General features: G+C 55.4%; 18 protein-coding genes and 1 tRNA gene. 7 read left to right on the plus strand and 12 right to left on the minus strand.

Annotated features, from left to right (window positions below):
- Nucleotides 1-4 precede the first annotated feature (4 nt).
- The 5 genes from pdeR to FKM52_RS06900 all read right to left on the minus strand — a co-directional run bounded on the left by pdeR (nt 5) and on the right by FKM52_RS06900 (nt 9109).
- Nucleotides 5-1990, minus strand: a complete 1986-nt coding sequence (pdeR, locus tag FKM52_RS06880; protein WP_141175455.1) for a cyclic di-GMP phosphodiesterase — start codon at nt 1988-1990, stop codon at nt 5-7.
- Nucleotides 1991-2212: 222 nt separating this feature from the next.
- Complete coding sequence (locus FKM52_RS21935; RefSeq protein ID WP_141175456.1) at nt 2213-2503, minus strand: YbdD/YjiX family protein; 291 nt, start codon at nt 2501-2503, stop codon at nt 2213-2215.
- The gene (locus FKM52_RS06890) at nt 2496-4562 is read right to left on the minus strand and encodes a carbon starvation CstA family protein (protein ID WP_141175457.1); all 2067 of its coding nucleotides are present in this window, start codon (nt 4560-4562) and stop codon (nt 2496-2498) included. Before FKM52_RS06890 ends, FKM52_RS21935 begins: the two co-directional genes overlap by 8 nt.
- 184 nt (nt 4563-4746) lie before the next feature.
- Nucleotides 4747-6678, minus strand: a complete 1932-nt coding sequence (locus FKM52_RS06895) for an exoribonuclease II (protein WP_141175458.1) — start codon at nt 6676-6678, stop codon at nt 4747-4749.
- A 124-nt stretch (nt 6679-6802) separates the two neighbouring features.
- Nucleotides 6803-9109: an FdhF/YdeP family oxidoreductase gene (locus FKM52_RS06900; protein ID WP_141175459.1), complete on the minus strand. Its 2307-nt coding sequence runs from the start codon at nt 9107-9109 to the stop codon at nt 6803-6805.
- A 244-nt stretch (nt 9110-9353) separates the two neighbouring features.
- Here FKM52_RS06900 and FKM52_RS06905 point away from each other — a divergent pair, with 244 nt between their 5' ends.
- From FKM52_RS06905 to FKM52_RS06915, 3 genes are all read left to right on the plus strand, one after another.
- Nucleotides 9354-10946, plus strand: coding sequence for a PTS transporter subunit EIIC (locus FKM52_RS06905; protein WP_141175460.1), 1593 nt, complete (start codon nt 9354-9356; stop codon nt 10944-10946).
- A 422-nt stretch (nt 10947-11368) separates the two neighbouring features.
- On the plus strand, nt 11369-11578 hold the full coding sequence (locus FKM52_RS06910; RefSeq protein ID WP_141175461.1) for a hypothetical protein: 210 nt from the start codon (nt 11369-11371) through the stop codon (nt 11576-11578).
- 309 nt (nt 11579-11887) lie between these two features.
- Nucleotides 11888-12862: a chemotaxis protein gene (locus FKM52_RS06915; RefSeq protein ID WP_141175587.1), complete on the plus strand. Its 975-nt coding sequence runs from the start codon at nt 11888-11890 to the stop codon at nt 12860-12862.
- A gap of 68 nt (nt 12863-12930) precedes the next feature.
- Here the strand turns inward: FKM52_RS06915 and FKM52_RS06920 are convergent, their stop codons facing one another.
- Nucleotides 12931-14145: a diguanylate phosphodiesterase gene (locus tag FKM52_RS06920; protein WP_141175462.1), complete on the minus strand. Its 1215-nt coding sequence runs from the start codon at nt 14143-14145 to the stop codon at nt 12931-12933.
- Nucleotides 14146-14264: 119 nt separating this feature from the next.
- Here FKM52_RS06920 and FKM52_RS06925 point away from each other — a divergent pair, with 119 nt between their 5' ends.
- A complete protein-coding gene (locus tag FKM52_RS06925; RefSeq protein WP_141175588.1) occupies nt 14265-14525 on the plus strand; it encodes a DUF2534 family protein in 261 nt (86 codons plus the stop codon).
- A 305-nt stretch (nt 14526-14830) separates the two neighbouring features.
- Here the strand turns inward: FKM52_RS06925 and FKM52_RS06930 are convergent, their stop codons facing one another.
- Both FKM52_RS06930 and FKM52_RS06935 read right to left on the minus strand, forming a co-directional pair.
- Entirely contained in the window at nt 14831-15265 is a 435-nt protein-coding gene (locus FKM52_RS06930) for a cupin domain-containing protein (RefSeq protein WP_141175463.1), read from the minus strand.
- Nucleotides 15266-15363: 98 nt separating this feature from the next.
- Entirely contained in the window at nt 15364-15864 is a 501-nt protein-coding gene (locus tag FKM52_RS06935; protein WP_141175464.1) for a carboxymuconolactone decarboxylase family protein, read from the minus strand.
- Between the two features lie 213 nt (nt 15865-16077).
- Here FKM52_RS06935 and pdxR point away from each other — a divergent pair, with 213 nt between their 5' ends.
- Entirely contained in the window at nt 16078-17481 is a 1404-nt protein-coding gene (gene pdxR / locus FKM52_RS06940) for a MocR-like pyridoxine biosynthesis transcription factor PdxR (protein WP_220446290.1), read from the plus strand.
- 293 nt (nt 17482-17774) lie between these two features.
- Here the strand turns inward: pdxR and FKM52_RS06945 are convergent.
- Nucleotides 17775-17850, minus strand: a tRNA-Lys gene (locus FKM52_RS06945).
- Between the two features lie 57 nt (nt 17851-17907).
- Nucleotides 17908-18108, minus strand: coding sequence for a hypothetical protein (locus tag FKM52_RS06950; RefSeq protein ID WP_141175465.1), 201 nt, complete (start codon nt 18106-18108; stop codon nt 17908-17910).
- A gap of 40 nt (nt 18109-18148) precedes the next feature.
- Between FKM52_RS06950 and FKM52_RS06955 the strand changes: the two genes are divergently transcribed.
- Both FKM52_RS06955 and FKM52_RS06960 read left to right on the plus strand, forming a co-directional pair.
- Nucleotides 18149-18595, plus strand: coding sequence for a hypothetical protein (locus FKM52_RS06955; RefSeq protein ID WP_141175466.1), 447 nt, complete (start codon nt 18149-18151; stop codon nt 18593-18595).
- A gap of 644 nt (nt 18596-19239) precedes the next feature.
- Nucleotides 19240-20139 carry a LysR family transcriptional regulator gene (locus FKM52_RS06960; protein ID WP_141175467.1) on the plus strand — a complete coding sequence of 300 codons (900 nt, stop codon included), beginning with the start codon at nt 19240-19242 and terminating at the stop codon, nt 20137-20139.
- On the opposite strand, the gene FKM52_RS06965 is transcribed toward FKM52_RS06960, so the two are convergent.
- Both FKM52_RS06965 and fabI read right to left on the minus strand, forming a co-directional pair.
- Entirely contained in the window at nt 20136-21272 is a 1137-nt protein-coding gene (locus FKM52_RS06965) for a CMD domain-containing protein (protein WP_141175468.1), read from the minus strand. The genes FKM52_RS06960 and FKM52_RS06965 overlap by 4 nt on opposite strands.
- Before the next feature lie 213 nt (nt 21273-21485).
- The gene (gene fabI / locus FKM52_RS06970; protein ID WP_141175469.1) at nt 21486-22274 is read right to left on the minus strand and encodes an enoyl-ACP reductase FabI; all 789 of its coding nucleotides are present in this window, start codon (nt 22272-22274) and stop codon (nt 21486-21488) included.
- Between the last annotated feature and the right edge of the window lie 141 nt (nt 22275-22415).

A 22415-nucleotide genomic window follows, 5' to 3' on the forward strand; every position in this document is an offset into this window, starting at 1 on the left:
ATCACTAAGAACCGGCAGGACGCTGAGCCAGCCAATGTTCCAGCATGTCTGCGGGCATTGGCTTTCCGTAGTAGTAGCCCTGGCGCTCATCGACGCCGTTCTCCAGTAAAAACTGCTCTTCTTTTGCCGTTTCCACTCCTTCCGCAATAACCCGCAGATGCAGCGCCTTCGCTACCGCGACGATAGCGCGCACCAGCGACTGCGATATCGGACGTTCATCCACGTCGCGCACAAAACTCTGATCCAGCTTGATGGCGTCGATCGGCACGCGCGCCAGCTGAGAGAGCGAAGAGTAGCCGGTGCCGAAATCATCCAGATGAACCTCCGCGCCCAGCTGGCGAAACTGGTGCATCAGGTGCAGCGCCTGCTGCTCGTTGTCAATCAGGCAGCTTTCGGTCAGCTCTATATCGATAGGGCTCACAGAGATGCCGTTCTGCTGCAGCGCCTGCTTCAGATCGTTATAGATGCTTTGATCGATCAGCTGGCGTGCGGAGACGTTTACCGCAACGCGCAGGAAAATGCCTTGCCGGCGCCAGGCAAGAATCTGCTGTAGCGCGGTAAGCATCACCCAACGCCCCAGCGGGACGATCAGGCCGGACTCTTCGGCATAGGCGATAAATTCGTTGGGCGGAATCAGACCGCGCTCCGGCGACAGCCAGCGCACCAGCGCCTCCGCGCTGTTAACCTTGCCGTCCGGGCTGATTTTGGGCTGATAGTGGATAATCAGCTGCTGATGCTCCAGCGCCTTACGCAGGTTAGTATCAAGCCAGAGATATTCAAACACCCGCTGATTCATCTCCGGCGAAAACAGGCAAAGCTGGCCGCGTCCGCTCTCTTTAGCGTGATACATCGCCGTATCGGCGTTGCGGATCAGGCTTTCGCGATCTTCGCCATGCTCTGGCGCCAGCGCAATACCAATGGAGCAGCCGGTATAGACCTCGATCAGGCCGATGCGAAAAGGCTGGCGCAGCCGGGTAAGGATACGGGCCGCCATCGCTTCCAGCGCCGCCTGGCTGCTGTTTTCCGCCAGCACGATAAATTCGTCGCCGCCGAGTCGTCCCAGCGTTTGCTGCGCTTCCAGGCAGGAGAGCACCGCCAGCGACACCGCCTGCAACAGCTGATCGCCGAACATATGGCCGTAGGCGTCGTTCACCTTTTTAAAGTTATCCAGATCGAGGTAAACCACGCCGATCTGACCATCGCCGCGCTTCTCCAGCACTTCGGTAATGCGTTGGTGAATGGCGTTACGATTCGGCAGGCCGGTAACCGTATCGGTATTCGCCAGCACGCGCAGCCGTTCCTGCGCGCGCCGCTCTTCGGTAATATCGGTGCCGGAGCAGATCAGATAGATTTCGTTTTTGCCGCTGCCGCTGTGCACAAACTTATTGCGGAACAGAAACAGACGCTGGCCCTTGCGGGTTTTAATCCAGCGCTCCACTTCATAGGAGCTGCCGTCGCGGAAAAAGCCGGTAATGTTACGGCGCGACGCCAGCGCCTCCTGCCGGGTCATAAACAGCTGAAAGACGTTGCGGCCGATCACTTCCTGCTCTTTCAGGCCGGTATACTCCTCGCTCAGGCGGTTAAAGCGCTGAATATTGCCGTGCTGATCGAGGATCACGATCACCGAATTAGCTTCCGATACCACCTGTTCGGCAAAGGAAAGCCCCTGCGTCAGATCGCGCGCCACCGATGAGGTATCGCCCCATGCTGAAGCGGTGCCCGCCCATTCACCCTGGTTTACCCGGCGCCCGACGAAGTGCATCGGCAGCTCTTCGCCGCGCAAGTTAATTACCAGGTTTACGCTGGAGGTTACCACGGTCATAGCGCGCAGCAGCTGCGCCTGAGAAGGAGAAAGCGGCACGGCGAGATTGGTTTCCGCCAGCTCTTCGCGGGAGAGCCTGAGTGCATCGCTGTCGGATGTAAGGTGCCAGTAGGGGCTGCGGGTGCCAAACAGCGTAAAGAGCAACGTTTGCCCCTGATCTTCAAGCATACGGATCATCCTATAAACAGAACGCGCGAACTATCGTTATTTTAGTAATACTTCCCACCCGAATACATAAGCACAGCGCGTATCAAAATGAAATTTTTTCTGAGGAAAATTAACATTTGGCGCAGCAGATGACAATAAAGCGCCATTTTCCATGGCGCAAGCGAAGTTATACCGCACAGCGATACTAGCAGGCAAAAAGGAAGGTTAACACCAGTTAATGAATCAACAGGGGCATTTTCCGATTTTACCTGCCTGGCTGGGAAAGCGCGCTTCAAGACAATAGCGATGAAACGCCTTTTCCGTCATCGGCGGCGTGGCGGGATGATGCTGCCGCATATGGCGCAGGTAGGTTTGATAATCCTGCACGCCAACCATCAGCCGAAAACTTTGCGCCAGCCGCTGCCAGAACAGACGCAGGCCACGCGGCGCGGCGCTTTGCGACGCAGCCAGCGCCCGACAGCGATAGATGATCGGCGTTCTGCGCGGCGGCGGTAATAAAAAATATTCAGACATGACCCGCCTCCTTACGCAGCGCCGGCGTGGTTTCATGGGTAGTGGGGCGCTCGCTTTTCAGGGCGCGGCGAATAACAAAAAAGGCGGCAATCAGCATGGTAACGGCAACCAGCATAAAAAAGGCGCACAGCGCGGCGTTAATCTGATTGCTCAGCACGATGGTCTGCATATCCGCAACGCTCTTCGCCGGCGCGATAACCACGCCGTCGTCAATCGCCTTACTGAACTTGTTGGCCTGCGCCAGGAAGCCAATCGCCGGATTCTCATGGAAGATCTTTTGCCAGCCGGCGGTCATTGAGGTGACGAACAGCCACGCCGTCGGCAGAATCGTTACCCAGGCGTAGCGCTGCTTCTTCATTTTAAACAGCACCACGGTACCCAGGATCAGCGCCATGGAAGCCAGCATCTGGTTGCCGATGCCGAACAGCGGCCAGAGCGTATTGATGCCGCCCAGCGGATCGACCACGCCCTGGTAAACGAAAAAGCCCCAGCCCGCTACCGCTACGGCGGTGCCCGCCATATTGCCCAGCCAGGAGCGATTGTTTGCCAGGCTGGGAATCAACGTGCCTGCCAGGTCCTGCACCATAAAGCGGCAGGCGCGGGTGCCGGCGTCGACGGCGGTAAGAATAAACAGCGCCTCGAACAGAATGGCGAAGTGATACCAGAACGCCATCATCGCGCGGCTGTTAAACACATCGGTAATAATATGCGCCATGCCGACGGCGAAAGTTGGGGCGCCTCCGGCGCGGGAAAGCACCGACGCCTCGCCGACGTCGCGGGCAACGCCGTTCAGCATCTCCGGCGTCACCACAAATCCCCAGCCGTTGATCACCTGCGCAGCGTTTTCCACCGTGGTGCCGATCAGCGCCGCCGGCGCATTCATGGCGAAGTAGACGCCCGGATCGATTACCGAGGCGCAGATCAGCGCCATAATGGCGACGAAAGATTCCATCAGCATCGCGCCATAGCCGATAAAGCGGATATGGCTTTCGCGTTCCACCAGCTTAGGCGTGGTGCCGCTGGAAACCAGCGCGTGAAAACCGGAAATCGCGCCGCAGGCAATAGTAATAAACAGGAACGGAAAGAGCGCGCCGGAGAAAACCGGGCCGCTGCCGTCAATAAAGCGCGAAACGGCAGGCATTTTCATCTCCGGCATGGCGAACAGAATGCCGACCGCCAGCCCGACGATAACGCCGATTTTTAAAAAGGTGGAGAGATAATCGCGCGGCGCCAGCAGCAGCCAGACCGGCAGCACCGAGGCGATAAAGCCGTAGCCGACCAGCACCCAGGTCAGGGTAGTGCCTTGCAGCGTAAAGAACGGCCCCCAGTAAGGGTGCTGAGCAATATCGCCGCCGTAAATAATTGCCGCCATCATCAGCACAAAGCCGATCAGTGAAACCTCAGCGATTTTCCCCGGACGCAAAAAGCGCATCCAGATGCCCATCAGCAGCGCGATGGGAATAGTGGCGGCAATGGTAAATAGCCCCCACGGACTGTTCGCCAGCGCTTTTACCACCACCAGCGCCAGCGCCGAGAGAATAATGATCATCACCCCCAGCGCGCCCAACATAGTAATCACCCCGGCAAAGGCGCCCAGCTCCTGACGCGCCATCTCGCCCAGCGAGCGGCCGTCGCGTCGCGTCGAAATAAACAGCACCAGAAAATCCTGCACGGCGCCGGCCAGCATGACGCCAACCAGAATCCAGATAGTACCAGGCAGAAAGCCCATCTGCGCCGCCAGAATAGGGCCGACCAGCGGCCCGGCGCCGGCAATCGCCGCAAAGTGATGGCCAAACAGCACCCATTTATTGGTGGGGACATAGTCAAGGCCGTCGTTGTAGCGTTCGGCCGGCGTGATGCGGTTATCGTTAAGCTCAAAGATATTTCTGGCGATAAACAGACTGTAAAAGCGATAAGCGATGCTGTAACAGGCTACTGCCGCTACTACCAGCCAGACGGCGTTAACCGGCTCGCCCCGGTTAATCGCCAGCATGGCGAAGGCAAAAGCGCCAGTTAACGCCACGGCTAACCAGATGAGTCCGCTTTTAAGGTTTCTCATGACTCACTCCTTGTTACATCCAGAGGGAAGGGAATTAGGAGTGTTAGAATTAATTTAAATATTTGTTAAATAAAGCGGGAGGTAAAAGAAGTGTGAGGCGGCGAGCGTTTTTAGCCGTAACGGAAGCAGAGAAGGGGATAAAACGGAAGCGGGACAGCTAACAGGCTGTCCCGTAAATATATCGTCAGGCTGCCGGGCGCGCCACAATGCTGCGGGTTTCCATACGCACTTCGGCGATAGTTACCTCAATCACATCGGTTACGCGGTAAACCACTTCGCCTTTTACCTGCACCGTGCCATTTTCCTGGCTGCATACCAGTTCATCGCGCACTGCGTGGATAAAGGGCGCCGGGATAAAGGCAACGGCGCCGTTATCCAGCAGGCGAACACGCATACCGCCGCGGGAGATATCGATAATCTCAGCGCTGAAGCGGGTATCGCTGCCCGCCGCCTTTTGCAGGAAGCGCGCATAGAGCCAGTCGCCGACGTCACGCTCGGCCATGCGGTTCAGGCGACGGCGCTCGCCCATTTTCAGCGTGACTTCATCGGCAGGGCGCGACGCGCTCTCCCCGCGAATAATCGCCTTCAGCAGGCGATGGTTGACCATATCGCCATACTTACGAATCGGTGAAGTCCAGGTTGCGTAAGCCTCCAGGCCGAGGCCGAAGTGCGGGCCGGGTTCGGTGCTGATTTCCGCAAAGGACTGGAAGCGGCGAATGCGGCTGTCGAGGAACTGCGTCGGCTGCGCATCCAGCTGACGACGCAGCTGGCGGAAGCCTTCCAGCGTGGCCATCGCGGCGGCGTCGGCGGTGATGCCGTGATGCGCCAGTACGGCGGCGGCCTGTTCGGCGTTAGCGGCGTCAAAGCCCAGATGCACGTTATAGATGCCGAAGCCGAGCTTCTCGCGCAGCACTATCGCGGCGCAGATATTGGCGGCGATCATCGCCTCTTCAACGATACGGTTAGCGATGCGGCGCGGCTCGGCAACGATATCCAGCACTTCGCCTTTTTCGCCCAGCAGGAAGCGATAGTCCGGGCGATCTTTAAACACCAGCGCATGCTGCTGGCGCCACGCCACGCGCGCCTGGCAAATGCGGTGCAGCAGACGGATCTGCCCGGCAATCGCTTCGCTCGACGGCTGCCATTCGCCGCTGTTTTCCAGCCAGTCGGATACTTCGTCATAAACCAGCTTAGCTTTGGATTCGACCCAGGCGGCAAAGAAGTGGATACCGGACAGCGTGCCATCCTGGGCTACGTTAACGCGGCAGGCCAGCGCCGGACGGCGTTCGTTCGGGCGCAGCGAGCAGACATCGTCAGAAAGCTCGCGCGGCAGCATCGGGATATTAAAGCCCGGCAGATAGTTAGTGAAGGCGCGCTCGGCGGCGATGGCGTCCAGCTCGCTGTCGGCCGACACATAAGCGGTAGGATCGGCGATGGCGATGGTCAGGCGCAGCGCGTTATCGTCCAGCTCTTCGACAAACAGCGCATCGTCCATATCTTCCGTGCTGGCGCTGTCGATAGTGACAAAATCCAGCGCGGTAAGATCTTCACGCTCCAGCTGTTCATCCAGCATTTCGCTGAAGTTAACCGCCGGCGCTTCGCGTTCAAGATTGTGACGTGACAGTGTCACCCACCACGGCGCCAGGTGATCGTCGCCGGTGGTGATAAATTCCGTCAGCTCAGCGTAAAAGCTGCGGTCGCCTTTTAACGGATGACGCCGCATTTCCGCCACTGCCCAGTCACCCGCCTGAAAGTCATGCTGCAGACCACGCGCCGGACGGCACTGAATGGCGTCCTTCAGCAGCGGATGATCGGGCACGATTGACAGACGATCGTCTTTTTTCTGTACCCGGCCGACGAAACGCGACAGGAAAGGCTCTACCAGCGTTTCCGGCTCAACGATTTCGCGATCCTTATCGGTTTGCAGCGCGGCAATCACCCGGTCGCCATGCATCACTTTCTTCATCTGCGGCGGCGGAATAAAGTAGCTTTTTTGTGCATCGACTTCGAGGAAACCGAAACCTTTTTCGGTGCCTTTTACCACCCCTTCCACACGCGGCGTCTGGGCATGAAGCTTCTCTTTAAGCTGCGCAAGCAGCGGGTTATCCTGGAACATAATTGTTTTTAGTTTCGTGGCCTAAGAGCGGCAGACAGTTTTACGCGATTACCTGTCCTGCGGCAAGGTGTAATAAACGCAGAAAGCCGGATAGCTCCGGCTTTCTACACAGACTTACAGCCTATCAGGCAATACGCTGCGAGGCCACTTCCGCCGTAAGCGAAATTTTCACCGGCACGGATTTCGAAGTGGGCGTGCCGCTGCCGTCGCCAAAGCTGGAGAGGGGCACCAGCGGGTTGGTTTCGGGATAGTAGGCCGCCAGGTTGCCGCGCGGAATATTGTAGGGCACCAGCTTAAAGCCGCTGACCCGACGGGTGATGCCGTCGTTCCACAGCGTTTCAATATCCACGTTTTGTCCGGCGCTGTAGCCCAGCTCGTTCATATCGTCCGGATTGATAAACAGCACTTCGCGCTGGCCGTATACGCCGCGATAGCGGTCATCGAGGCCGTAAATCGTGGTGTTGTACTGATCGTGCGAGCGCAGCGACTGCAGGGTAAAAGGCACCTCAACATCGCCCAGCTGCGGATAAAGCGAAGCCGGCAGGGATGCTGCGCTGAAATGCGCCTTGCCGCCCGGCGTATTGAATCGCAGCTCCGCCGCGGCGTTGCCGAGATAAAAGCCGCCGGGCTGCTCGCATTTTTTATTGAAATCGGCAAAGCCGGGGATGGTGGCGGCGATATGATCGCGGATTTTATTGTAATCCGCCGCCAGCGCCAGCCAGTCGACTTTAAAACTGCTGAGCACGGCGTTGGCGATGCCCGCCACAATTGCGGTTTCAGAGCGCTGGGTGGCGGCCAGCGGTTTGCCGACGCCTTCGGAGGCGTGCACCATGCTGAAGGAGTCTTCCACGGTAATAAACTGCGAACCGGTCGCCTGTATATCCTGCTCGGTGCGCCCCAGCGTCGGCAGAATCAGGCTGTCGCGGCCCGGCACCAGGTGGCTGCGGTTCAGCTTGGTGCTGATATGCACGGTCAGGCCGCAGCGCTGCATTGCCTGTTCGGTACGCGGGCTGTCCGGCGCGGCGGCGGCAAGGTTGCCGCCCAGCGCGATCAGCACTTTTATCTCGTCACGCAGCATCGCTTCCAGCGCCTCAACGGTGTTGTGGCCCGGCGTGCGCGGCGGTGCAAAATTAAAGTGTTTCGCCAGCGCATCCAGCCACGCCTGAGAAGGTTTCTCATCGATGCCCATGGTGCGGTTGCCCTGCACGTTACTGTGGCCGCGCACCGGGCACAGGCCGGCGCCTTTTTTACCGAGCTGACCAAACAGCAATTGCAGGTTAACGATCTCGCGCACGGTATCCACCGAGTGCTTGTGCTGGGTAATGCCCATCGCCCAGGTACAGATCACCCGATCGGCGCTCTGGTAGATGGCTGCCGCTTCGCGCAGCTGCTGCTCGCTCAGGCCGGACTGCTGCACGATCTGCTGCCAGCTGGTGGCGTCAACGGCGGCGAGATAATCCTCCACGCCCTGGGTAGCGGCGTTGATAAAGGCATCGTCAAACAAACCTTTCTCGCCTGCGGCGATACGGGCGCGGTGGGTTTCCGCCAGCGCTTTAACCATACCGCGCACCGCGGCCATATCGCCGCCGAGGTTAGGCTGATAATAGGTCGAACTAATGGCGCCCGCTTTCGACGTCACCACTTCCAGCGGCTTCTGCGGATCGGCAAAGCGTTCCAGGCCGCGCTCGCGCAGGGTATTAAAGGTGACGATGCGCGCACCGCGATCGGCGGCGTGACGCAGGCTGTGCAGCATGCGCGGATGATTGGTGCCGGGGTTTTGGCCAAAAACGAAGATGGCGTCCGCGTAATCGAAATCGTCCAGGCGGATAGTGCCTTTGCCCACGCCAATGCTGCGCTTCAGGCCAGATCCGCTGGCCTCATGGCACATGTTGGAGCAGTCAGGAAAGTTGTTGGTGCCGACCATGCGGCCAAACAGCTGATAGAGCCATGAGGCTTCGTTGCTGGCGCGTCCGGAGGTATACAGCTCCATCTGGTTCGGGTTATCCAGCGCATGGATATGCTGCGCGATCAGCGCAAAGGCGCTGTCCCAGCTAATTGGTTCGTAATGGTCGGTCAGGCGGTTATAGCGTAGCGGCTCGGTCAGGCGGCCCTGATACTCCAGGAAATAGTCGCTTTGCTGATATAGGGCGCTGACGCTGTGCTGCGCAAAGAATTCGGCGCTGACGAAACGGCGGGTGGCTTCCCAGGTAACCGCCTTGGCGCCGTTTTCACAGAAGCTGAAGGTGCTTTTATTATCGTCGCCCCAGGCACAGCCTGGACAGTCGAAGCCTTTGGCTTTGTTCATACGCATCAGGTTGCGCATATTTTTCAGCGCCTGTTTGCTGTCGATAACGAAACGGGTGGTCGCTTCCAGCGAGCCCCAGCCGCCCGCCGCGGCCTGGTACGGTTTTATTTGCGATTTGAATTTCATATGGATGCAGGTGTTGGTGTTTAGGAATTGTTAATTATTTATTGCTTCTTTGGCCAGGGAGTCTGCTGCCGGTTAAATATTTTGTCTAATTGATTGACTTAATGGTGTGATAGGTTTCCTTTATCGCAACGCGGGAAAAGTGTGAGTTCGTTCAAATTTCATCCTTTGACCGCCGCGCCCTGGGCGGTGCGAATCCCGTCGCTGGCTAATAATGAAGCTTTCTGCCCAGCGACAGAGGCCGGTAATGAAAGATTTCACCAGTAAGATTCACGCCTTCGGCAAGGCATTGATGATGCCTATTTCAGTGATAGCCGCCGCCGGTATTTTTCTTGGCGTTGCCGCTGCGATGCAAAACCCTGCTATTACCGGCGAGGCTTTCGCCACTATGCAGACGCCGCAAATTATCATCAGCTTTATACGCAAGGTGGCGGGGGCGCTGTTTGCCAACCTGCCGGTCTTTTTCGCCGTCGCCAGCGCTATCGGTCTGGCAAAGGCGGAAAAACCGACCGCCGCTTTCGCCGCCGTAATTGGTTTTATCGCCATGCATGTCGGTATCAGCGCCACGCTGGCCGCTAAAGGCCTCACGGCGCAAACCACTACGCCGGAAGCGTTACAGCGGGCGGGAATGGACCAGACGGTGGCCATGATGACCTCGGCGGAATATATCGACATGCTGGGGATATTCACTTTCAATATGAGCGTGCTGGGCGGGGTGATTGCCGGTCTGCTGACGGTAATGCTGCATAACCGTTTTTATACTCAGCAGCTGCCCACCGCTATCAGCTTTTTCGGCGGGCGGCGCTTTGTGCCGATCGTCACCGTGGTGGTGCTGCCGCTGGTGGGCGTGCTGCTGGCGCTGATCTGGCCGACCATCGGCGCCGGTATCGCCTGGGTTGGCGCATTTATCGGCAAAAGCGGGCAGTATGGCGCTTTTTTACTCGGCGCCTGCGAACGGCTGCTGATCCCTACCGGGCTGCACCATATCCTGAACGAAACCGTACGCTTTACGCCGATCGGCGGCGTGGCCGCCGTGGATAACCAGACTATTGTCGGCGCGCTGAATATCTTTAACGCCTCGCTGACGCATCCCGGCACTATCCCGGACGAGGTGGTGCGCGGCGCGACCCGTTTTCTTGCTCAGGGAAAAATCCCGGTCATGATGTTCGGCCTGCCGGCCGCGGCGCTGGCGATTTATCACACCGCGCGTCCGGAACATAAGCAGCGCGTTAAGGCGCTGGTGCTGGCGGGCGCCTTAACCTCTTTTACCACCGGCATCACCGAGCCGCTGGAGTTCTGCTTTATCTTCGTTTCGCCGGTACTCTATATCATCCATGCGCTGTTGACCGGTCTCTCTTTTATGTTGATGTCGATGCTGCACCTGATGATTGGCAACGTGCAGGGCGGCGCTATCGATCTGGTGGTTTTCGGTATCCTCGGCGGCGCTAAAACCCACTGGTGGTGGACGCTGGCGCTGGGCGTGGTTTACGCGCCGCTTTACTACTACGGCTTTAAGTGGGTGATTAAGCGTATGAATGTTGAAACGCCGGGGCGCGAAACAGAAGAGCAGGAGGCGGCGGCGCAGACGGTCAGCGCCGACGAGCGAACCAGGAGGATCATCAGCGGGCTGGGCGGCGCAGGCAACATCGAAGATGTCGACTGTTGCTTTACTCGCCTGCGCGTGCGGGTAAAGGATATGAAAGAGGTGGTGGATCAGACGCTGATGACTACCGGCGCCAACGGCGTTAATCGCGTCAGCGATCGTGACGTGCAGGTTATCTACGGACCGCAGGTGGAAAAGATCGCTAACGAAGTAAAAGTAGCGCTCGGCGTCGCCTGATACAAAGCCAGCCAAATCGCCGTCGCAGGCGGGGCGGCGGCGCTTTTTTTTAGCGGCTGGTCAACTATAGTCAGGGGAAGACCTGTACTTTAGGGGAGTAGAACCATAAATTAGTTTTATAAATAATGACGGCGTCTTCTCGGTTACGGTTCGCCCGGTTTTCATTTAAACCATCTGAACGCTGTGTGCAGCCCGAAAAATGCGTCCGTAAACGTAGAGATGGCACGATAGTGCGGTCACACCAGGGGAACCCTTTTACCGTATGCTGGTTATTTCGGTAACAATATAAATACAATTAAACTTAAGTATAAGGCTACCTGCAGGTGGCCTTTTTATTTATCATCAGAGCAGCGCGCATTCCCGGCGCCTGCTCAGGCTATCGCCTATACTCTGTTAACTTACCGGCGTTAATGGAGGAACCTATGTCAGAACGCCCCGATCACAACAAGCCTTTCCCGGACGATCATGAGCATCATGGCCTGCCTGAAGATGCGCCGCACGCCCCTAATCCTTACGAAGAGGATGATTTTGCCGCCAACGGCGCGCCCGACAGGACGGGAGAGATCCCGCGTAAGCGCGATGACAGCAGCGACGATAAGGACGATCCTTACGATACCGACGGCAAACATTGATGCTTTATCCTGCCTGGCCGCTGAAAAACCCCGACGTTTCCGAGCGGGGTTTTTTATTTCTGAGCTGTCAAACTGTCCGTTTTTAACGCACTAAACCATATCCGTAAGCGCTGTTACCCAACAAACTGTGAGTTATGAAACAGAATAGGCATAAGGTTATTCCTTTTCCTCTGTATTTTTATTTTTAGCTGCCGATAACTTATAAGAGCGGCAGCATAAGCCCTGCGTCGCCGTATCGAGAACAAAAAACACATTATGGATATCGCATTGTGCGCTTATGCCAGCCACAATAATAACCCAGAGGTAACAATGGATAACTTCCAGAAAGATATTGATGAGAGAGCGAATCTCGCCTTATCTAATAAATTCGAACTGTTATTATTCCGTCTGGGGTCATCTCCTGATGGCGAAAAGGCTGAGCTGTTTGGTATCAACGTGTTTAAACTGCGTGAAATCGTACCGATGCCCACCATTACCAAAGCGGCGGGCATGCAGTCGCCGCTGCTGGGAATGGCCAATATTCGCGAGCAAATTATCCCGGTTATCGATCTGGCTGCCGTAGCCGGCTGCACGCCCTCTACCGGTTTAAACCTGCTGCTGGTGACGGAATATGCCCGCAGTACGCAGGCTTTCGCCGTTGAGTCGGTTGACAATATTGTGCGTCTTGACTGGAATCAGGTGCATACCGCCGAGTCGGGTATCAGCTCCCGTAACATTACCAGCATCGCCTGTCTTGAAAGCGACGGGCAGAGCAACAACCTGGCGATGGTGCTGGACGTCGAGCAAATCCTTTATGACATTATGCCTTCGGTGCGCGATGCCGCTCCGCAGGAAGTCGCCAGGCGCGCCTTTAAGATCAAACCGGGCGCATCAGTTATCGTCGCGGAAGATTCAAAAGTCGCGCGAACCATGCTGGAACAGGGTCTGAAAACCATGGGGCTGCCGGTGATAATGCATAACACCGGCCTGGAAGCCTGGGAAAAAATTAAGCGCATCGCCCACGAGGCGCAGGCGGCCGGGCAGCCGATCAGCGAGCGTATCGGTCTGGTATTAACCGATCTGGAAATGCCGGAAATGGATGGCTTTACGCTGACGCGTAATATCAAGCGCGAGGAGTATCTCAAGAAAATTCCGGTAGTGATCCACTCGTCGCTTTCCGGCAGCGCTAACGAAGAGCATGTGCGCAAGGTAGGCGCCGACGGCTACGTTGCCAAATTTGAAATTAACGAGCTGGCGGCGGCGATTCAGGCCGCGCTGGACAAAGCGGCGGCCACCATGGCGTAACGCGCCGCTGAAGCTGGCCCGCGTTGACGATAAACGCGGGCGCTGCCCGGCATTAAGCGCCGGGCTTGTTAACCATTCTTTTCCGGCCAGGCGACGGCAGGGATAGCGTTGAGCTTCGGCGCGGCGAACAGCGGCCCCTGGAAATGATAGATGCCGGCGGCTTCCAGCCACATCCACTCCTCCGGTTTCTCCACGCCCTCTGCGGTTATGGCGATCTCCAGCGATGAGCAACACTTAATGACTGCCTGAACGATAGCCTGTTTTGGACCGCTTTTATGCACCTCGCTGATAATATTGCGGTCGATCTTAATCCGATCGGGCTGGAAACGCGTCAGCAGCAGCAGACCGGCGGAACCTGCGCCGAAATTATCAATCGCTACGCTAATCCCCGCCGCTTTTAGCTGCCTGATGGCGGTGGCAAACTCATCAAGGCGCGAAATAACCTCATTTTCCGTTACTTCAACCACGATTTGTTCAGGCACCAGCCCGTTTTCCTCAATCTCCGCCAGCAGAAAATCAACCGCGTCGGGCACCATCACCAGCGACATCGGCAGCAAATTGATCGAAAGCGTCAGCCCTTCAATATCCAGCTTTTTCGCCAGCGCGAAGGCCTGCTTTTTTGATTTGAGATCGATATCATAAACTTCACTGCTGGACAGCTGAGAGAAGGCGTCGCGCAGGGGGGCGCCGTCTGCGTTATGCATCAGCGCCTCAAGCGAGACGATGCGCCGAGAGAAGGGATCGATAATCGGCTGAAAGGCGTAGTGCCAGCGCGCCGCGCCGGGAGAGATCGCTTCGCTCTGCGCGCTCGCCTCTTCATCAACGATAAAATCCCAGGCATCCGCAGGCGGCACCTCAAAATAGTTCTCTTTTTCTCTCGCTTCAACGAAGGTACGAATAAACAGCAATACCCGGTCGTCATAGGTTAGCTGATATTTAGTGGTGCCCTTATCGAATACCGCCTGCAGGACGGTGTTCGGATCGTATTCCCGCAGATCGAACAGTTCCATGCCGGTATTGCCGAAGCGGCGGGCAGGGGCGTAGTCGCGCATCAGCTCGACCAGATTATGATGTCGGGGATCTGCACTGATGCGTTGGTAGATGGTGTGTACCGCGTCTTCAGGACCCTCCAGCACCTGGAAAAAATGGGTTCCGTTGAACAGCAAAATACCGGTGACGTCATATAATTCATTGAGTCGGTTGGCTTTGCTCACCATTTCTTCCAGGGTTTTTACCGGGACGTCATCGCAGAGGTGGCTGCGATAGATGAGTGTTGAGAGCATGGAGTGTTCCAGATTCTTCGCTTTAGTGCCGCATACCTTACCAGAAGCCTTCGTGGGGTTGTCCAGAACTATCTGATGCTCTAAGGTAGACGGCAGTGTTGATAATCGGAGGCGGGGCGGTGATACGTGAAAAGCTGAGACGGCCGGAAGGCAAAAAATTTCTCCTGGCGATATTTGTTGTGTTCTGTATGGCGCTGGCTATTTTAATTCGCGCCACTATTGGCGGGGTGGTAGAGGAATATAATATGCCGCTCTCTACCTGGACCACGCAGATGTATCTGTTACAGGGCGCAATGGTGCTGGTCTATACGCTGGTATTAACCCTGATCTTCTCTCTTCCGCTGGCATTTTACTTCTTCGGTGAGAAATCAAATCGTTAACGGCGCATTTTCCGTCGCGGCTTTGTTGCTGTACTGTTCCCTGCGTCAGCGGGGATAAGTTGAAACAGATAATATCTTTGCGCGGTTCTACGATGTTCTCCGCGCTGGCTGGAATAAATCGCAATAACGGCGCCAGCGCTGGCTCAGATTTCGGTTTCTTCGCGTCAGCGGGGATAAGCCGCGCGCGACGAGGCGACTGAGCTGCGCGGCGCAGGGCTTTTCGCATCAGCTGGCATATGCAGATTATCCGTTAGCTTGATACAAAAATGCGGCATCTTCCCGCCATCCGCGAAAATAAAACCGCGCTACTTCTGCTGGTCAGCAATAGTTAATTCAGTATCGTGGCTATCCACTACAAACACGGCCAACAGTTTTGCCGGAACATCCTTACTGGCATTACGGCTGACAAGATGATGAGCGCCCGGCTCTTCATACCAGCTTTCGCCAGCGCGCCAGGTGCGCTCAGGCTGGCCTGCTGCCTGGCTGACAATTTCTCCTGCCACAACGTAAGCATAAATAAATGCGGAAGAGGCGTGCCTGTGAGAAGGCGACGCCGCGCCAGGGGGATAAATAACCTCAACGGCCTTCAGCGATTTTCCTGGAATACCAGGCAACCGGTGCGCAAAATTTAGCTTAACGATATCTTCATTGCTGCGCGGTTGCGTTTCATGCGCTGATGCTGCGGCTGTAAAAATAAGGCTGAAAATAACGCTCATCGACCACAAATATTGCTTGCTCATATTTTTTCCTGCGTGCAGGTTATTGTCGCGGTTAAAAATAGCCTGTTTAAGGCTATTTTCATCAGGCGTTTTCTGTCGCTGGTTCTGATATTAACTACTCAGCTTTGGGGAAGAGGCTGTTTCGCTTTAGTTTTACCGGCGCAGTCAGCATCGACAGCCTCCCGCGGTACGTTACGAAAGCTAATGGCCAGTCGGTTATAAGCATTAATCAGCCCAATCGCCATGGTAAGATCGGCCAGCTCTTTATCGGTAAAGATGGCGGATGCCGCTGCGAAAGCGCAATCCGGCACATGCGTTTCCGCTACTCTGGTGACGGTCTCAGCCCATGATAACGCTGCTTTTTCTCGTTCGCTGAAAATGTCACCGGCTTCCTGCCAAACCTGGACAAGCGCCAGCTTTACCGGGCTCAGCCCTTTGCTTAAAAGATCGCGCGTGTGCATATCCAGACAAAATGCACAACCATTTATCTGGCTTACCCGCAGGTTGACCAGTTCCACCAGCGTATCCTCCAGCCCGCACTGCGCAATATAGGCGTATACGCCGCCGAGAGCTTTTACTCCCGCAGGTGAAGTTTTTGTATAATCAACGCGTTGGCTCATTTTCCTGTTTCCGTTTTGCTGGGATTTGCGTCAAGCTTAACAGCTGGATACAGAGTTAAAAGAACCAAAATTGAATGATTTCTCTGTACCACGATTTTGGGCGTCAGGGATGAAAGGCAAATCGTTACGGATAGCGTAAATAAAAACTTCGCGTATAAAACCGGCGCGTCAGGCCTGAAGATGCGGGGCATTTATACCAGGACTGGAAAGGTTATGATGACAAAAAAGCTGGCGCTGACAATCGATCGCAAAACAAAGATACCTATCTCTGAACAAATTCGTCGGGGAATCGTTGAGGCGATCCGGGAAGGCGTATTGCTTCCGGGTACACGGTTACCGTCGTGGATCGATCTGGCTACTCAGCTTGGTATATCCCGTGGGACAGTGAAAACAGCCTATGACCGTTTATCTGATGAACAACTGGTAGTTACCTCGCGTTCGCGGGGCACCTGTATCGCGGAGCCTTTACCTGCCATTGCTGGCTGTCCGCTGTTCCCTGAAGCTATGCCCGCTTCTGACCTCTATCAGCACTATTTACTGCCGACAGGCGCCTTTCAGATGGGGGTTCCTGCCAATGATGCCTTTCCCGTTCCGTTATTTTCACGTCTTTTGGCCGCCGCGATGCGTGAGGCTATGTCTTCCAGCCATCACTATGGCGATCCGCGGGGTGAAAACGAGCTGCGCCGTGAAATTGCGGGCTTACTGACGCTTTCACGCGGGATAAAATGCCATCCGTCGCAGATTTTTATCACGGCGGGTTTTACCGGCGCTCTCGGCTTAATCTTGCATGCTCTCTCCCTGGGCGGACAGAAAGCCTGGGTAGAAAATCCGGGGTTCCCACCGGCGAGAAGGGCATTAGAGCTGGCTGGCTTAACGATCGTGCCGGTAAGCGTGGATGCTGAAGGTATAAACACGGCATATGGCATCCGGCACGCTGCCGATGCGGCTCTGGCGCTGGTGACTCCCGGACAACAGGCGCCGTTAGGTATGACATTGTTTCAGGAAAGGCGTAACCAGTTACTGGCCTGGGCGAACCGTAACGGCAGCTGGATCGTTGAAGATGATTACCTGGGCGAACTGCAGCTTAACCGGCGCGCGGCTCCGGCGCTTGCCTCCCAGGATACCGGCGGCCGGGTAATACATATTGGCTCTTTCAGTAAAACGATCACTCCGCAGCTCAGGCTTGGTTTTGCCGTCGTGCCTCAATCATTGATTGATATTGTGGCTGATATCGCTGCCTCTCTTTCTCCGGCGCCGAATCCGGCTCTGCAAATGGCTACACGCACATTTTTAAGCGCAGGACATTTTCTGCGCCATTTGCGAAAAATGAAGAAAATCTACGGTAGCCGGAGTAGCGAGCTGCTGCATTTGCTGCAACAGGCAGGCCATCAGGCTGAAATCAACGGCTTATCTGTACTGGTAAATCTTCCTGAAAGCGTATCTGACCGAACTCTCGTCCATCGGGCATATCATCATGGACTCGCGCCTTCGCCGCTTTCTGGCTGGTATTTACCCGGCACGGCGGCGCGTTCGGGTCTGTTGCTGGGTATCTCAGGCCAGAGTGGCGCATCAATGGTGCAGGCCTGCGAGCTGCTGGATAATCTGATACGAAAGTGAGCCCGATCGCTGATGTTGCAGGCTCCGACAGCGAAGCGCCTGGCTGAAGCTCTGAAATCCGAGGCCATAAAAGCCATTATGGAGTATGGATAAGATCTGGCGTGATGACTGCCCTGCGGCAGGTTTCCGTATTACATGATGCGCCGCACGGCGTAACCCATTCGGGCGTAAAACTGTTGCCATGTATTGGATAGCGTACAAGTTTCATTCAGCAGAAAAAGCAGGAGGAGAAAGGAAGCGGAAATCCGCTGGCGGCGCAACACAAAATTTCTCAGTAGTCTTTGCTCTGGATTTGGTGGGTCGTGCAGGGTTCGAACCTGCGACCAATTGATTAAGAGTCAACTGCTCTACCAGCTGAGCTAACGACCCGGAGCGCTGCTAATAATAGTCCTGCTGTGAAAGCGAGGTTTGAGATATATCAAATAATCAATAAAAAATCGCCCAGGTAGCCAGAATAATGGCATTGCTTACTATTGTTATCCGATGTCGTGCAAAAATTGTTAACCTGTGAGGAAACTTTGACCACTTTAAAGCAATTTTAAAGTTGCCTGGCAGGCTGGTTTTTAACTCCGGCTTCTTTTTTTCCTGATACGCCCTGTCTGCTTCTTTCAACTCCTGTATTGCCATTAGTCTGCCTGAATAATTATTAGAATCTTCAACGCTCAGAATGGAGGGTGGAGGAATAAGTGATATACGAGGAGCAGAATATTATTTATATGATGCTGACGCAGAGTCGATGACAATTAGTTATAACAATACAGCTCAGTATGGGCGTCCGCTTGATAAATATATCGTTATGAGTGTAGCTGCGCCAAATATAACTTATCGCCCAGGTTTTTTAAGCCCTCATCGGGCGAAAATGACGAATATTATGAATATGGTTGGTTACAGTCAAACTTTTGACGGCATCGAACCAATTTCCAGTGCATCACATCCGAGTTTATTTTCAAGGCAGGTTGCTGACAGTATTTTAGGTGAATATAGTGCAGAGTGGGTTATACCTGCAGGGCTGCTGACCATAATTACCGATCCAAATAAAACGAAAGTAGAGCAGAATAAATTTTATGTTTGGACTATAGCGGTCAGATGGCTATCTGGCGATGCAACAATATAAATAACACAAGCAGGTGGTGCGCTTTTATCTCAACCATTGAGTAAAGGCTCCGGTTCGGGATGGAGGACGTTTGGACCAGTGGGGGAATATGTAAAAATACAGGGAGACGATCGTATTGCTTTGCGTATTAACAACAACGGCAAGACAGAGAATATTATTCGAGCGAGCTGCTTTCAGATTATTACTTTTGATACTCTGGACGAAGCTTTAAATTGGTTCAATTCTGGCCTGTATATGGGGAAGGTATGATAGAATAATATATATAATATGGTTATGTAATATTGTTCCTAATTATGTCGATTGTGTTGCTGGACTTGGTTAATATCCGTGCTGTTTTTATTATGGTTTTTTTCTTCGGTTTATTTATAAATTTTTTATTCTGAGAGTGGATATAAAATCAGAATACTGAAAGTAAAAGGAATATTTGGCAGGAAAGCTTGGGCAAACAATGGATTTCATATCGAGCGATACGGTGTAAACGTTAGTATGCTAAGATAATTCTGCTATAAAGACGCTGCATCCCCTTTTACTCAAGCGATAACAATCAGTCAGGCATGGTAGATTCTGCATCCGTCTGCCTGGCTGTACAGGATGTTCATATGCCTGGATCTCATCCAACTATAACCTGTTGAATTATAATAATTATGGATATCAAGCAACTTATTTACCTGTGTAATCTGGAGCGTGAACGTCACTTCGGCCGCGCGGCGGAAGCCAGCTTCGTTAGTCAGCCGACGCTGTCGATGCGCCTGAAAAACCTGGAGCGTGAGCTGGGCCTCTCGCTAATTAACCGCAGCAATAACTTCGACGGCTTTACTGCCGAAGGCGAAAGGGTGCTGGCGTGGGCGCGTGAAATAGTCTCCGTCTATCAGGGGCTGAAGCTGGAAGTCGAATCGCTGAAGCATGGCGTAAACGGCACGCTGCGCATCGGCGTGGTGCCGCAGTGCGGCGTATCGCTGCCGCTGCTGCTGAAAATGGTCAGCGATCGCTATCCGCAGCTTGATTATCGCGTCGCGGTTCTGAGCGCCGATCAGCTGCTGGAGGCGCTAACCAGCCATACGGTGGATGTAGGAATAGGCTTTTTTGAACTGGCAACGCTGCGCGAGCTGCATTTTCAGGCGGAATCATTAACGGATAATGGCGTTGAGCTGGTCTATCATCCCGCTCACTTTCCCCAGCTGGAAGAGATCGATCGGTTGCGCATAGAGGATATTGCCACGTTGCCGCTATGCCTGGCGGAGCCTACCCGTTACTTCCGTCGCTATCTCGACGCCAGCTTTCGCGAAGCGGGAATAACGCAGCGGGTTATCCTGGAAAGCACCTCGATTTTTCAGCTGCTACAGGGCGTACAGGTGGGATTAGGCTGCCTGATCGCGCCGGTAGGGCATCTGTTGCCCGCAATGAATCCCGATTTACACTATCGCCCGCTGGCGATTGCGCCGATGGCGCGCCATGCGGCGGTGGTCATCGCCGAGCCGGGGAGAGCCACGCCGCTGTCGCAGCACTTTTTTGACGAAGTGCGGCGTATCCTCAGTGAAAGCTAATGGCCAAACAGCGTTTGTACCAGACGGTTATTCCAGCCAGCCAGCGCCGTATACTGAATTAAGGAAAACAGCCGGACAGGCGTCAGGCCCTGCTCCAGCAACGGCTGCACATGGGCGGCGCTGAGGCGCTCCGGCGCGCGCGTTAGCTGCGCGGCAAAGGCAATAATCGCCTGCTGCGTCGGTTGCCGCTGGCTGGCCGCCAGCGCGGCGTCAACGCTCTGAAGCAGCTCAGAGCGCCAGGGACCATCGTAGCGATCCAGGCAGGGCTTACTGCCGTTGATGCGCGCGGCTACCGCCTGCGCCAGCTTCTCCCCGCTGGCGGCGGGCTTCAGCGTGGCCTGCAGGCCGCGCCAGGCGTCCAGCGTCGCCGCATCCCAGGCAAGCAGCCAGATCATCTCCGCCAGAGCGCCGCTTTTCGGTGCGTTTTCCAGCGCTATAAGCTGGCGTTCGCTGGCGTAGCGGCGCTCCAGCAGGGGCAAGCGCGCGCGCCACTGCTCCGGGCTGGAAAAGCGCTGCGCTTCAGCATCGGTCATGTCATTCAGTCCCGGCAGCCAGCGCACCGGCAGCCCCATCAGCGCCTGGATGCCCGCTGTCACGCGCGCCTGATAGCTGACAAAACCGATAATCTGAGCGAGGCTGATGATATCCGGCGTGGTTAAGCCGACTTCATCAAGCCGCTGCAGCGCCGCCGCGTCAATTACCGCCGGCTGGCTGGCAAGCTGACGCGCAAACTGCGTCATCTGGGTGAGTCGGTTATTACTTTCGCGAGAGGAGTCGGGGCCGGGCAGGGGATTAAGTCGCGCGGCGTAGTGGTTGCACAGGCGCTGCACGCCGGTGATTTGCGCTACCGTAAGGGCGCTGGACAAGCGATCGTACAGGGTAAGCGTCTGCGTCTGCGTTGTTGTTACGGACGGCGGCAGCAGCAGCAGGCTCAGCCGCTGGCCTGCCTGCAGCGTCGGCGCAAAGCGCTTAAACAGCGGCGTCAGCTCGCTGGCGTTTTGTTGCAAACCCAGTAAAAAACGGTCCTCAACCTCTGCCGCTTCGGGATAGAGCGGCGGCGCCTGTTCGACGCGAGAGCTGGCCTGGGTTTCATGATACCAGTGGCTGTTGCCGGCGTAACGGCGTGGTTCCATGATCCTTCCTTTCACAAGTGAGCAAACCCAACAACATAAGCGCAGAAGAAAACGCCATAAATTCGGGTCAAAATGGCAGGACTATCGTGCAACAAGCAAAAGGCAGCATCAAAGAATGTTCAGCGATAACAAATAGCAGAAAGCTATAACGTCGGAGGAAAAGAGTGGGGGCGGAAGAAGATGGGCGCGGCAGAGACCACGCCCGGCATAATCTTATTTCAGTTCCAGTTCGTTCATGGCTGCGATGCTGAAACCGCCATCAACATGAACCACTTCGCCGGTGATGCCGCCCGCCAGATCGGAACAGAGGAACGCGGCGGAGTTGCCTACGTCTTCAATAGTCACGGTACGGCGAATCGGCGTTACCGCTTCGCAGTGCGCCAGCATCTTACGGAAATCCTTGATGCCGGAGGCGGCCAGCGTACGGATCGGACCGGCAGAAACGGCGTTAACGCGCACGCCTTCCGGACCCATAGCATTCGCCATATAACGCACGTTCGCTTCCAGCGACGCTTTCGCCAGGCCCATTACGTTATAGTTCGGGATGGCGCGTTCAGCACCGAGATAGGAGAGCGTCAGCAGCGCGGAGTTCGGGTTCAGCATGGCGCGGCACTCTTTTGCCATCGCTACAAAGCTGTAGGCGCTGATATCATGCGCGATCTTAAATCCTTCGCGGGTGACGGCATTAACATAGTCGCCATCCAGCTGGTCGCCGGGGGCGAAGCCGATGGAGTGAACGAAACCGTCAAACTTAGGCCAGGTTTTTGCCAGTTCAGTAAACAGCGCTTTGATGCTCTCATCTTCAGCAACGTCACATGGCAACACGATATCGGAACCCAGGTCTTTCGCGAACTCTTCTACGCGGCCTTTCAGTTTATCGTTCTGATAGGTGAAAGCCAGCTCTGCGCCCTGTTTGTGCATCGCCTGTGCAATACCCCATGCGATGGAGAGTTTACTGGCAACGCCAGTAACCAGAATGCGCTTACCGGAAAGAAAACCCATAGCTGTAATCCTTTTGGTCATTGTTGTTGGCGGTCGCGATGCTCAAAAAATGCGCGACCGCGTTAATCGACCCGGCGATTCTAGCACGAGTCTGTGGATAGCGTTAATCCGACCAGCTGCCGGTGGAAAAGCGCCGCGTGC

It is taken from the genome of Mixta tenebrionis, from assembly GCF_006517625.1.
Taxonomy (GTDB): Bacteria; Pseudomonadota; Gammaproteobacteria; order Enterobacterales; family Enterobacteriaceae; genus Mixta; species Mixta tenebrionis.

Bases quoted from the DNA above. Each gene is read 5' to 3' on its own strand.
- FKM52_RS06915 (WP_141175587.1), top strand. From the start codon at position 11,888: ATGGATAACTTCCAGAAAGATATTGATGAGAGAGCGAATCTCGCCTTA.
- pdeR (WP_141175455.1), bottom strand. From the start codon at position 1,990: ATGCTTGAAGATCAGGGGCAAACGTTGCTCTTTACGCTGTTTGGCACC.
- FKM52_RS06930 (WP_141175463.1), bottom strand. From the start codon at position 15,265: ATGAGCAAGCAATATTTGTGGTCGATGAGCGTTATTTTCAGCCTTATT.
- FKM52_RS21935 (WP_141175456.1), bottom strand. From the start codon at position 2,503: ATGTCTGAATATTTTTTATTACCGCCGCCGCGCAGAACGCCGATCATC.
- FKM52_RS06890 (WP_141175457.1), bottom strand. From the start codon at position 4,562: ATGAGAAACCTTAAAAGCGGACTCATCTGGTTAGCCGTGGCGTTAACT.
- FKM52_RS06935 (WP_141175464.1), bottom strand. From the start codon at position 15,864: ATGAGCCAACGCGTTGATTATACAAAAACTTCACCTGCGGGAGTAAAA.
- FKM52_RS06960 (WP_141175467.1), top strand. From the start codon at position 19,240: ATGGATATCAAGCAACTTATTTACCTGTGTAATCTGGAGCGTGAACGT.
- FKM52_RS06920 (WP_141175462.1), bottom strand. From the start codon at position 14,145: ATGCTCTCAACACTCATCTATCGCAGCCACCTCTGCGATGACGTCCCG.
- FKM52_RS06900 (WP_141175459.1), bottom strand. From the start codon at position 9,109: ATGAAATTCAAATCGCAAATAAAACCGTACCAGGCCGCGGCGGGCGGC.
- FKM52_RS06965 (WP_141175468.1), bottom strand. From the start codon at position 21,272: ATGGAACCACGCCGTTACGCCGGCAACAGCCACTGGTATCATGAAACC.
- FKM52_RS06950 (WP_141175465.1), bottom strand. From the start codon at position 18,108: ATGGCAATACAGGAGTTGAAAGAAGCAGACAGGGCGTATCAGGAAAAA.
- FKM52_RS06955 (WP_141175466.1), top strand. From the start codon at position 18,149: ATGGAGGGTGGAGGAATAAGTGATATACGAGGAGCAGAATATTATTTA.
- FKM52_RS06895 (WP_141175458.1), bottom strand. From the start codon at position 6,678: ATGTTCCAGGATAACCCGCTGCTTGCGCAGCTTAAAGAGAAGCTTCAT.
- FKM52_RS06905 (WP_141175460.1), top strand. From the start codon at position 9,354: ATGAAAGATTTCACCAGTAAGATTCACGCCTTCGGCAAGGCATTGATG.
- fabI (WP_141175469.1), bottom strand. From the start codon at position 22,274: ATGGGTTTTCTTTCCGGTAAGCGCATTCTGGTTACTGGCGTTGCCAGT.
- FKM52_RS06910 (WP_141175461.1), top strand. From the start codon at position 11,369: ATGTCAGAACGCCCCGATCACAACAAGCCTTTCCCGGACGATCATGAG.
- pdxR (WP_220446290.1), top strand. From the start codon at position 16,078: ATGATGACAAAAAAGCTGGCGCTGACAATCGATCGCAAAACAAAGATA.